Raw genomic sequence first — 11,738 nt, 5'->3', positions numbered from 1 at the left:
ATTATAAATCTCTGTAAGAAATTTAACCTAATCTTTTCCTTCTTCATGTTGCTCACCTTCTTCTAGTTATCCAAATTATAGCATTTGCAAATAAAAAGAAAAGGGTTAAGCGAAAAACGCATCAACCCCTTTGCAATAAAATTCTATACCCTTTTAAAAAATTCCTTATTTGAAACTCTGCAATTTTAATGAGCCTGTGAATTTCTCGTTTGCGCCTTTAACTTTTTCAAAGCCTTTCTCACCCATTCTCTTATCTTCAACAATGTCTTTTGCCACTAGCAATTCCTTGAATGAAACGTTGATGGATTTCACCTGCCTCAAGAATACGACAAACATCACGATACTTATTATGTGATGCAAGAACAACATCACGAGCATTCTTATCACATCAAAGATAAGCCCTGTACCGCCCACCATAAAGATAGAAGATAAATGGTAGACCACCTCATTGACTATTACGAGTATATTTGAAATCAGAACAATGCCCACAACAAACAAGACAATCGTCATAGGACCGTGCAAACAAATCCAAGCGTGCTGCAGAAGAATATTTTTCAACACATCAAAAGCATGATCTTCACTTTTCCCTGGCATTATTGCCTTGAGAATTCTCACGCAAAGAATAACTGTGATGCCCACAATACCAGCAAAAAGAGTTCCTAATTCACCCATAAGATAGATGATCGGAAGAATTCCGAACAAGATCTGGCTACCCATAAAGAACAAATACATAAACATTGAGATCTTGGAGATACCCGAAAGGGTATTAGTCAAATATCTTTCGTTCTTATTAAATGTCAGAATTCCGTTTCTTAATACTTCTGCACCGTAGTAAATCGACAGTGACATTTGTGTGTATTCAGCTGAGTTACTGAACAGCGCTGCTGGTGCGTTCAAAACTGGCGAATAGCAATTCGCACCGGTTTTAAAACATGACTTGAACTGAAAACCAATATTTTCATAATACTTTGCTGTCATCATGTTTAAGAGTTTTTGAATTATTCCTAACGTTAAACCTGATAAATCGTTATTTCCGCCAGTCAGGTACACATCATAAATTGATTTCTTAATGTCGAAGAGCTTCACATTTTCAGAATCACTTAATAAATTACTTCTACTATTGCCAGCATCGTTTTCATTCAATGCAGCAGATGAATCAGCCGCATTCAGCTTTTGATCCACAGTAACCACAAAGCCTTTATATTCTGCGTCTACCGCATCATGGATTTTCTTTTGGAAGCTGTTAACGTGCATCAATGATATGAACATTGAAAACAAATCAGAACGAATTTTCTCTTTTTCCGTTTTATCCAACAATTCTCTAACCACTGTGTCTACAGTGTCTTTGACAATGCCAACCAGTTGATCACGGTTTTCACGTAACTGTTCAGCAGTCACGCTTTCCCTATATTCATGAACAAACGTATCCTTGTCAGCAACAGATCCGTCCACCTTTATTTCTAGACAGTCGTTTAGTAATAGCTCACTGTCAGCGTAGGTTTGACGATTCTCGCCCTTATCTAGGCCGGTATTACACATGTAAATTAGGTTTTTCCTGGCCTCTTCATAAGCACCATCAAACAACCTAATGTTTGCCATCTTTACGATTTCAGACTGAGAAGACTTGATGATCCCAGGTGAATATACGTTTATCTGTAGGCCCTCTTTCATACACTGTTTGGTCTTCACTATCTCACCAACCAGTAAAGCCTCACCATCGTAGACGGTTTGTGGTGCAGGCTGTTCAAGGCAACGAGAGAAAGCAGTCTCGACGAATTTGAACCTACCCGTGTTCACATCTTTAATTAGGTTGTGCTTCACTAGAAGCTTTCTACGAAGCGAAATGTCTTCGGCGGACATTTGTATAGCATTCAATATGACATTATTATAATAAAGCTCGGCAGCGATATTTCCTCTTGTTGTAAATGCAGATTCATCCTTTACCGACGAGTCGAATAAAATACCAAACAAGAATATCCCTGCCTGTATCGTCAGTACAAAACAGACAATCGCAGCCGCTAAAATTGTATGAATTATCCATCCATAACCGACAAGAATAATGGCGGCTATCCAGCAAAATATTAAAAGGGCTTTGTTTTGATTTGCTACACCGCTAGCGTCAGATGCATTCTTGTAAATATTGTAAAGAACCGCTAGACCAACCATTAGAAAAGCAAATATACCAATCACGTCCACGGCACCTTTCACGATAGCCTGTATTGCTTCACCTTCTTTGGATTTATCAGCAACGATTGATAGGTCACCGTAGTAAGGTGACAAGATCAATCGAGCTATCATGACCGATTGCGGGGTTAGCATTTTAGCGGCTGCGCTAAAGGCAAAATCATTTTTAGCCGCATGCCCAGCGCATTTCCCTACCATGTCACTCGTTGCGTAGTAACAATCTGCCTGCTGTGCTTCTTCTAATGTGTTTGCTTGCGCTTGTGAGATGGAGGAAGAAAACAACAAAAGCAGTAGAAAAATATTTCTTGTGAAGTTCATCTATTTAGTATTCATTTCCTTAATTATAACATTTGCAGGCCTCCATTTTAAATTTGCACAGACTTTAATTTATGGGTATATCTTTTTCGTAGAATATTTGATCCGTCTTTAAATCGAGCAAATCTTGGCGTAGATAATCATTAGAACAGTTTAAGATTTCGGCAGAATAAACCTCATGGAGAAATTTGGTTACTGCCCAGCCCCTATTTTCACTTGCTTTAAATTTATCAAAAAACTCATCAAACCCAACAATGTCTAGAACCTGTATGAGCTTTTCATACTCATCAATCGAAACCACTAGATAAGGGTATTCGGACTGAATTTCAGGGGGAAGCCCTTCGATAGCAAGCTTATCTAGAATTTCAGTTTCGAACCTTGCAATTATCACTGGGTCCATCATCAATAAGTCTCCTAGGGTAACGACCATCGGATACAAATGGCGACCTAGGTATTTCCAGCTCGTATTCCCACTAACAACATCCACCAAATTTTTATAGTTTTGAACCACAAACATAGCCAACTTCTCGATTTCGGAAATTAGACTTTTTTCACCATAGCCATACCTGGCGCCCCAAACCATTTTCTTAGTCTTGCATTCTAATAATATAGCGGTATTAGAACTCTCAAGAATAAGGTCTACGCCATGCTTTTTGTCTTTCCCAACTTTATACTCACCACCCTCAATAACGGTGAAGAAACCACCCTCATTTAGCTGCTCTGTTATCCCTTTCACATAACTCTCAAATGCAGCTCCGTATGAGTTACCGAAACCTTTTACATTTTTAATATCAAAAAATAAACCTTCTGTTATTCGCTGAAGAAGGTACGAAGGTATCGGACACACAGCCATGTTAGGATCTCTCGTCAGACCTCTAATGAATGGCTTTTCCATAAGCGGGTTAAATGTATATGCCCAGTCATCATCGTATTTTTGCTCCTTCCTAACAGCCTCACGCAGATCGTTGACGTTACTCGACACCCTATTCCAAAAAGAATCCCGCATTTGGTTTGAAATGCCGAATGCCTCAAACGATTGCAGTGGACTATACCAATAACTGCCAAGTAAATGCCCTGTAATTGCCGCCCCCATTAGCATATGGTGCTTTATCGACATGCCCGTCGCTTTCAGCAAAACTTCATGCAGATCAGGATAGGAATAGATTCTTAGGTATCTTGCTAGTGTCTGTAAGTCCTTCCCAGTCTTCCAGGTACTTTGCTGACTGTAAATGCGCGACATCTCACGCATGATACGCTCTTGCGGCCTCATACCAATTAGCGTATCCGGTATATTTTTACCAAATTAAAAGCGCAAACAAAGTCAGGAATTACAAACAGGTTTTTATCGCATACTGTACCTGAATGCAAGATTATTTCTTTTACTAAAATATCTAGTTCCCATGGAAAAGCCTTACCTTTCACAGATGGACTTCCGTTACCTAGTACGTGGAACTCGTAAGGCAGAGGCTTATCGTTGACGATGTTTTGAAAAATCTCCCAGACCTGAACTAGTGAAGTATTCAGGTCTAGTTTTTTTGAGAAGTTACGAAGTGGCTTATAATAGTGGTACATTAATTCATCCTTGACCCGAAGCCATATTTTCTCAATCTAACATATAACCCTTTTGAGCTGATTCCAATCGGTGACAAAACTATCTGATAGGTAATCCCTTTTCATTATCCATTGGGGAATGGGCGGCTCTACAGCGAGTCTGATACTACCCCGGCCATAGCGAGCGTTGATCCCGTCCAACACCTTCATCAACGTCTCTGAGTTTCGCCTAGGCTCGAATAGACGCTCTGCGCTCACGTAGAAGCAATCACAATCGACCAGACAGAAGACCGTGTTCATTGATTTTTATCAGACTCAAGCACAAGCTCAACCTGTTTACGCACGTACACAGAAATGCTCCCACTCATGTGGCTCATGAGCAGAGCGAGATCTTCTGTAGGTGGAACAAAGTCTTCATCATGGCCGTGAACGTTCGCTTTCTTGTTTCTCGTAGTGCCAATTGAGCCGCACATCTTCACAGCGGCTGCTAGCATTTGTCCTGTGTAGGTCTCCTGAAACCCACGATCATGAAAAATCGAGTTTAAAGCACCTATGGAATGACCCATGTTATAGTCGGAATACCCACTGTGTCCGAGCTTCTTTAAGCACCTCTTGAAGGTAGACTCTAGTAGTAGAGCGCCACTACGAACTGAATCTTGAGGTTTGGTTCGTCTTGTACTGTGGCATTCAAGCCACAGATGCAATAGCGCTTGGTCATCAGAAAGCTCCGCAGAAATATCTTCGTCGGTTTTAGCAATCTGCACCGTGAGGTAGCGTGCCAAATTCTCTGCAATTTTTCGCGTATGTTCTACATCTGCCTTTATCTTTACAGCCAAATCTTTTGCAACTGAGTGGAGAATTTCTGGCTCACCAATTCTTTTCAGCCATTGAACAGACAGATCTCTCAAGAAATGCTTTTCTGGATCACTGGAGTTTTCCGGCACATTTTCGGAAAATAAAACAAGCCGTTTACCATTAAAAAACAATCGGCCTTCGACGTGGCCGACTTGCTCATCTTCTTGGTCAAAATATTCCTCAAGAATAACCATGTCACTTTGAGCAACGAATCCAAGCTCACCAGCCTGATCGATCAGAAATTTTTCGAACGCTTTAATCCCGTCCCAAACCCGCGCCCTTTCGACGCGCAGCATCTCTGCAACTACAGCCAAATCTGTTAATGCTTTGTCCATTGCTTCGCCCTTACCTGGAGACTCGATGCAGATTGTGCAGGACGATACCCCACAGCTCGATGTCTTCCCACTCTCCCACCTCAATGCTTGCATTGAGGGGATTGTGAGCCAGCAGAATGGGGGATTTTCCTAGGCGCTCTCTGTACTCCTTGCAGCAGAAATCAGCTCCAATGACCACGACCACAATGTCACCATCCAAAGGCTCCAGAGACTTGTCCACGACCAGCACGTCACCGTCATAGATCCCAATCCCCTGCAAGGAATCGCCATCAGCGCGGAGCAGCCAGCGAGACGGCTCACGTAGGCACACCAGTTCATCCAGGCTCAAAGGCGGTTCGGAGTACTCCAAGGCTGGGGACGGAAACCCACACGAAACCCTGCCCACGATGGGTTTTCGCAGAGGATCTACAGGGGCATTGAAAGGACCGAGGATGGAAAACATGGGGGCTTGCTCGCACTGTACATACGAACAGTATGGCGTGACGTGCTAGCAGCCCACAAGCGACCTACAGATCAGTCCGACAGACGAGCTTCAAGGTTCGGTTGATAGCTCAGTAAGCGCTAACTTGCCTTGCCAAAAATGAGCCGTGGGAGTACTGATTCAACTACATATCAGACCATAGCTTACAAAACACTTGCTCAGATGGCACACCAAAACCGAGCAAGGTGAGTCGATTTTTCTCATAGGAGTCAGGAGACCGGACGGCAACTGTCCAGACAACGCCACGGTTTTTCAGTCCTTTCACAACGGCCTTGAAATACATCTGATCGACTTTCGACAGGCCATGACCCATTACCACCACTTCCTCCACAGAATCCAATCTTTCAAAGAAATCCGCGTTTTCAGCAATGATTTTTTCAGAAGGTTTGAAGGTCTTTTCAAAGTAGCTATCCAGCTCGTCCAGGGCCTCGGTTAGCCGCGTATCTTGCGTTTCCAGATCAGAGCTATGGTTCAGAGACTGGCGCTCGCTAGGTGCCCACCCATGACCAAGAATCAGGTCCGCATTTTCTTCCTCACCTCTACCGTGAATATGCAGTATGTGGCTGTCATCAATGCCATACACCGTAGACAAGGTTGGCGTGTAATTGAAGGTAAGGAAAAAACCTTGCGGGTCGAGGCCACGAAACCGTACTGGTGCGCTCGCGGCGTCCGGTATGGGCAGACTCCTTACCCATTGACCGAATAACGCCTGCAGCCTTGATGACAGGCCGGATGCGACACGCTCAACCTCATACTGAAAATCATGGTGGCCCGAATCACTCCACTTATCCGAGCTATAGGAAGGCATGAAATGCTGGAGGCTCTCAATGATTGAGCCCGTGTCCAGTTCGGCCAAAGCAGATTCGAGATGCCCCCAGTCTTCTCCCGCTGGAATGAATTCCTCAACCCATCCAAAAACGTCATCGTCATGAAGCTCAACGAATGCCTTAAAGTCTTGGTAATCAGACGGGATACCATGCTGCCGGTCGAAGCCGTTACCAACGATGTAAAGCGTCTTAGCATCCATACAAGACATCCCGAAAAAATGAGTGGAACCGCATCATAAGTCTGGCAGGCTTTTGCCGCAGCCTACCTCTACAGCACGAATCAGTCTCGGCTAAAACGACCTTTCACCCATTGCCAAAAGCCCTTCTTTTTCTCAACGACTAGCTGATCACAAGCTTGCTTCAATTCCAGCTCCTTGCGATCAAGCGTGGCTTTCAGGTCGGAAGATTTGCCCTCCAGTTCAGTGAGTTCTGAACTCGATTTCAGCCAAAGGCCATGAGCTTTTACAAGCCTGCTGTGAGTGACATTAAGCTCTTCATCCTTGGCAGAAATCTTTTTCTCAAGGAGCGCACAGGCAAGTTGGGCGTTAGCCACCACCCCCTTGAGCTTGTCAGATTGAGCAGAGGCAAATTCACGATGGTATTTGGTGCTGACCGGATCAGAAATAATCTTGCCGAAGACCTTTTGAGACAGCAGCTCTTTTGTCTTGGCAAATCGTCTCTCAAAGCTACCTTCAATATCGTCCTGGCGAATGTGCTGCTCGACTCTCAAACCTGGCCCCACCTTTACCTCAATGATGGGTACGCAATGCGCCTCAAAATCATTGATTTTAGGACGTTCGCACTGATGCTCCACCCACACCTCAATGGCGACCTTCCCACCCCATTTTTCATAGTAGGGATTGTCCTCTGTGAACTCTCCGTAGAGATCAGGGTAGTAAGTGCGTCCATTGCCAAAGCGAAGCTCTGCTTCGTCAGCCACGAGCCTTGTGAACTTGAACGGAACCATCTGGTTGCCAAAGACGAAATTGATGGTTTCGAGCTGTGCCAATGCAGCGATTACGAAAGCATGGGAAATGGACTCGCCGTCACTATCCGAATTTCCACCAGGTGCCTTGTCTAGGTTTTTGTATCTGAACCAACCGTTTTTAACAGCCACCATCGGCTTCCGCTTATGCTCGCGTGAGTGAGTGCTGTAGAAGGACAAAGACTCGAAATACTGGTAGTTCTCACGCTTGATCTTCAACGCTTGCCAGATGAAAAAAAGCTTGTATCTGCCATCTTCACGATTGATAAATCCATTCACATCTTTTGCACAAGCCCAAATTTTCATACTGAACCCAGGGGTTTCCCTTCCAAAAATGACTAGCTGTTGCGGGACTGTACAACACCAGGGCGAGCCCTTACAAAAGGGTGAACGGGAGCTTACCTACCTGCCACAGCGAAGGGTTCAACGTCCTCTCCGAGCAACGCCCTCAACACGTTTGTCTTCTCCCCTTCCCGAAGGGTGAACGCAAACACAGAACAGGTCACAGGCCATGCCACACGGTTAGAGGCAACAAGGGAAGCCAGGTCCATGGCGCTAGGCAGCACAACAACAGGCCAAGGCTGTATAGCCGCGCTAGGGAGTCGATGAATGCCAGCACTGGCAGACGCCAAGCTCAAGGCAAGGAAACCGCACAGAAAGGCTCTGCTGACACAAGTAAGAGACCTCATCAATCACCAAGCCCGAGCTTTTCAAGTCTCTTCTTTCTGACCTCATTCTTGCGCGCCATTTCCAGTCCCATCAGAGTTTCGTTGTGTTCAATCACATCACGATTCGCAGCATCAACTTCTTCAATCTTTGCATTTAGCTTCTGATTTATATTCACACCCTTGAGAATTGCCCAAAACAATACCGCGCAAGCGAATGCAGATAACAACATAGCACCGAAACTTAAAACGGTAAAAACCTTCACCAGACCTAGCAGGACGATAGCTACCAAAAACCAATAGTAGTACTTTTTAGATTGCTCATTCATATTCAAGCCTCCCCTTCAGTGGTTTGTTTATTTTTATGTTCTTCCTTACTGAATTCTTCACGAGCTTGTCTATTTCTCTCTTTCCTTTGGGCCTCGTATTGCTTGGCCTTCAAATTGTTAGCTACAAGATTTTTGAAGCCTTTCTCAAGTGCTGGGACACTAGAACTGATCGCATTTTGCATTCTATTATTCGCAAACAATAAAGCATACATTCTGTTTGCTGAATCATCAGCAGGGGTATCCTCATTACCGATTACTTTCATTGTACTGTCGAATTGGTCCATACCACTTTTATAGATACTGAAAATACAGAAAATGATAAAGATTACCGTAGCAAGAATTGCAAGGATATCTCCAATAAACGACCCATCACTCATACCTAGGATTCCGGCGATTAAACCTTGAGCATTCATATTGTCTGCAGTGAAAGAAATCACTTTCATAAATAAAGCGAGAACGGGCATGTACCAAGCTAAATAAACCAACTTCCAACCAGCTCTTTGTAGATGGATAGGATTACCGCTTATGGCACCGTAGCTGAAAAGCACTGGGGCTTCGATAAATTTGAAGAAAAACGCGAAGTAGATAAATGAAATCAGTCTACCCAACAACATGAAGAATAAGGCCAAAGGAATAACGTATTTACAGAAAAAACCTAATGCAGCAAATACATACCCCAGCGGTAAATACGCACTCATAATAATATCCATGGATTTGAGAGCTATCTGTACTGTCTTACCGCTAAACGAACCTAGGAATTTAGCGATATTTCCTGTGAACTGGCCAGTTTTGATTCCTGCTGATGATGAATCACTAGAACCGATCATCTCTATAATCGAATCAAGAGTTCCATCTGCAACGGCTGTAAGCGCCTTAAGCAATATGATCTTCACACCAAAGTCGAACATCTCGTTACCAAGCATGTACATCCCAGCAGCGAGACCTATATGGTAATTGTTCGCGCAGCTTTGTGGATTTGCTGCACACTCCGCTCTACCTTTCATAATCGACAGCGAGGGATCAAACCCGGCCATCAATTTGATGGAGGTGAAATCAAAACCGATTGCATCCATGATTAATTTGTTAAAGTCGAATTTACTAAACCAGCTTCCATCGTCCAAAAGATTGGAAGGTGTTACGTTAATAATTGCTGAGAGGTAAAGCCCTTTGTAATCAATCGGAGCAAACGGTACAAGGTTACACGAGCTTGCCTGGCCTTCTGGCCTAACATCCTGTATGCCACAAAGCACCTTTCTATTCACATAGTTATAGTTTTTAATATCGGCGTTATCCCAGTGAACAAAGAAAGCATTTTTCAATGTTTGGGTACTGATATTTTTATTGTTGCGGAATTTAGACATCGATGAAGCTGACAAAGCACTACCTAAAATCCCTTTTGTCGAATTCGTCAGCACCTCATAGGTCAGCATGTCTATGCCTTCCTTGTTCTCTTGCAGTGCCTTCTTTACCCCAATGTAATAAAGCTCGAAAGCCCTATTAGCAGCCGTTAAGTAAGCTAATTGCACCGCTCTGAATTTGAGAACGTCAGCTTGATTTTCGCTTCCCAATATCTCAATTTTCAATGAGGTTGGGTTAAGGGTCGCGCACTGCATGTCAAAATCAGAGATTGAATCCCATCCTTGATCACGGTTTAATTTGCTACCCTTTACGTCATTAGGTAATTCATTGTATTGCTTTATCGCACGCCTTGAGGATTCATGCTCAGACCATGTATCAGTGCAGTATTCGTTTAGTTTGGCTTTTACAATCGTATTCTTAAAATAGTTAATAATGTTTTGAAATGAAGCACCATCAGCATCAAAGTCGTGCCCCATGTACGCCGATAGAAATCCAGATGCAAATTTTGATTTTATCACTTCAGCAACTGATGACGTACTGACTCCAATTTCGTCAAGCTTTAAAATGCCCATCACTTCTTTTGATTTAGCATAAGCATCATCAACAATGGCTTGCTCTTCTGCGTCGAACTTACCATCAACAACATTCATTGAGTTCGTTTGGAAATTGTCATCCATGATTTGAGCGTAATACTTACGACCTAACGTACCAGTATTTTTCAGGTAGGTAGAAGATCCACCTAACATTTCATTGCTAGTCTTTGCTCCCTTTTCAAACATAGACCTCATCGTACCGTCATTAAGACTCTCACCAGTCAATTGCTCAACGTCAGCACCATTCGATCCAATGATGAATTTGCCAAAACTAGCGGGATAACCTTTAAGCACTTGGTCTTTGAAGGGATAATCGTCAGCAGACTTTTTCATCGAATAGTCTTTGACTTCGTTGAGCCAATGAACAATGTTCTTCCAATTGGTGGTTGCGTCTACGTTGGGTCTACCCCAGCTTTTATCCTTCGAAACCTTTAAACCGGCGTCAGCAGAGATTTTAAGTATCTCACCTCTTGTATATCCGGCTTCCCCCAAAGCAACACGATTATTGGCAAACATTGCGTCTATCGTCCTAAGATCTTCCGTAGCTATATCGTTTATCCTCTCGATATTTGCAGAGAAAACCATCTTCTCTTCTGGTCTGACCACATTATAATCTTCAGACTTGGCAAGCTCTTCTAAATCAGTAGAAAGTGCATGCTTATTCGAGACCATGAATCCAAATATTGCAAACAACAACATTACAACGCTCACAAGGATGAGGTGACAGAAAAGCAGAAGCAGTGCAATCATTCTTACAGTATTGTTTTTGATAGCAGCCTCAAGGCTACCGGTTTTGGCCTTGTCATATAAAAACTTCCAAATAAGAAAAACAGCAATCAAACCAGTTACGCCCAAACCTATATTGGTTAAATATGTAGTCATTGAATCGAGAAAAGGGCTAGGCTTTGAGAAGCTGGCATCAGTACGACCAGCGTTTACAAGAATCGGCTTGATCGCTTTAACAGCAGCAGAATTAGTACCTTCTAAAGCTAGAAGTACGCTTACCCCCTGATCGGCATCACAAGCGAACATGCCTTGTGTTATCTGAGAAGCCAACCCCTTGGATTGAGGTGTTGCGGTCTTCATCACTTCACAAATATTTGAATATTCGAGAGCTTGGGCTTGGTTGCCAACCAACAGAAGAAAAAGCATTGCGAACAGAATTTTGAATTGACGCATTAAGTTTAAGATTTGTTTTCTTAATTATACCATTTGTAAACATACGGAAACGAATCTAGTGCGCACTTAAGAGGAAGAGT

At 43.3% G+C, this 11,738-nt stretch carries 9 protein-coding genes; all 9 read right to left on the bottom strand.

The window, feature by feature from the left end; genetic code table 11:
• Positions 1–165 precede the first annotated feature (165 nt).
• Positions 166–2,502: a hypothetical protein gene (locus HX823_RS19340; protein WP_177076131.1), complete on the bottom strand. Its 2,337-nt coding sequence runs from the start codon at positions 2,500–2,502 to the stop codon at positions 166–168.
• A 64-nt stretch (positions 2,503–2,566) separates the two neighbouring features.
• Positions 2,567–3,748, bottom strand: coding sequence for a hypothetical protein (locus tag HX823_RS19335; protein ID WP_177076129.1), 1,182 nt, complete (start codon positions 3,746–3,748; stop codon positions 2,567–2,569).
• Between the two features lie 359 nt (positions 3,749–4,107).
• Positions 4,108–4,260 carry a DUF4113 domain-containing protein gene (locus tag HX823_RS32355; protein WP_177076127.1) on the bottom strand — a complete coding sequence of 51 codons (153 nt, stop codon included), beginning with the start codon at positions 4,258–4,260 and terminating at the stop codon, positions 4,108–4,110.
• Positions 4,261–4,346: 86 nt separating this feature from the next.
• Entirely contained in the window at positions 4,347–5,240 is an 894-nt protein-coding gene (locus HX823_RS19325) for a hypothetical protein (protein WP_177076125.1), read from the bottom strand.
• Between the two features lie 10 nt (positions 5,241–5,250).
• Positions 5,251–5,682 carry a LexA family transcriptional regulator gene (locus HX823_RS19320; RefSeq protein WP_256350180.1) on the bottom strand — a complete coding sequence of 144 codons (432 nt, stop codon included), beginning with the start codon at positions 5,680–5,682 and terminating at the stop codon, positions 5,251–5,253.
• A gap of 163 nt (positions 5,683–5,845) precedes the next feature.
• A complete protein-coding gene (locus tag HX823_RS19315) occupies positions 5,846–6,748 on the bottom strand; it encodes a bacteriophage abortive infection AbiH family protein (RefSeq protein ID WP_177076122.1) in 903 nt (300 codons plus the stop codon).
• Between the two features lie 80 nt (positions 6,749–6,828).
• On the bottom strand, positions 6,829–7,839 hold the full coding sequence (locus tag HX823_RS19310) for a hypothetical protein (protein ID WP_177076120.1): 1,011 nt from the start codon (positions 7,837–7,839) through the stop codon (positions 6,829–6,831).
• Between the two features lie 382 nt (positions 7,840–8,221).
• On the bottom strand, positions 8,222–8,527 hold the full coding sequence (locus HX823_RS19305; protein ID WP_177076118.1) for a hypothetical protein: 306 nt from the start codon (positions 8,525–8,527) through the stop codon (positions 8,222–8,224).
• Positions 8,528–8,529: 2 nt separating this feature from the next.
• Positions 8,530–11,658, bottom strand: coding sequence for a hypothetical protein (locus HX823_RS19300; RefSeq protein ID WP_177076116.1), 3,129 nt, complete (start codon positions 11,656–11,658; stop codon positions 8,530–8,532).
• Positions 11,659–11,738: the final 80 nt, after the last annotated feature.

Source organism: Pseudomonas sp. P7759 (assembly GCF_013386445.1).
GTDB classification, from domain to species: Bacteria; Pseudomonadota; Gammaproteobacteria; order Pseudomonadales; family Pseudomonadaceae; genus Aquipseudomonas; species Aquipseudomonas azotoformans_A.
Note: the sequence above shows the minus strand (reverse complement) of the source record. Positions and strands in the feature narration are given on the sequence as shown.

Excerpts from the sequence above, each read along its gene's own strand:
- HX823_RS32355 (WP_177076127.1), bottom strand. The coding sequence starts at position 4,260 with ATGAAGGTGTTGGACGGGATCAACGCTCGCTATGGCCGGGGTAGTATC.
- HX823_RS19305 (WP_177076118.1), bottom strand. The coding sequence starts at position 8,527 with ATGAATGAGCAATCTAAAAAGTACTACTATTGGTTTTTGGTAGCTATC.
- HX823_RS19300 (WP_177076116.1), bottom strand. The coding sequence starts at position 11,658 with ATGCGTCAATTCAAAATTCTGTTCGCAATGCTTTTTCTTCTGTTGGTT.
- HX823_RS19310 (WP_177076120.1), bottom strand. The coding sequence starts at position 7,839 with ATGAAAATTTGGGCTTGTGCAAAAGATGTGAATGGATTTATCAATCGT.
- HX823_RS19340 (WP_177076131.1), bottom strand. The coding sequence starts at position 2,502 with ATGAACTTCACAAGAAATATTTTTCTACTGCTTTTGTTGTTTTCTTCC.
- HX823_RS19335 (WP_177076129.1), bottom strand. The coding sequence starts at position 3,748 with ATGCGTGAGATGTCGCGCATTTACAGTCAGCAAAGTACCTGGAAGACT.
- HX823_RS19320 (WP_256350180.1), bottom strand. The coding sequence starts at position 5,682 with ATGTTTTCCATCCTCGGTCCTTTCAATGCCCCTGTAGATCCTCTGCGA.
- HX823_RS19315 (WP_177076122.1), bottom strand. The coding sequence starts at position 6,748 with ATGGATGCTAAGACGCTTTACATCGTTGGTAACGGCTTCGACCGGCAG.
- HX823_RS19325 (WP_177076125.1), bottom strand. The coding sequence starts at position 5,240 with ATGGACAAAGCATTAACAGATTTGGCTGTAGTTGCAGAGATGCTGCGC.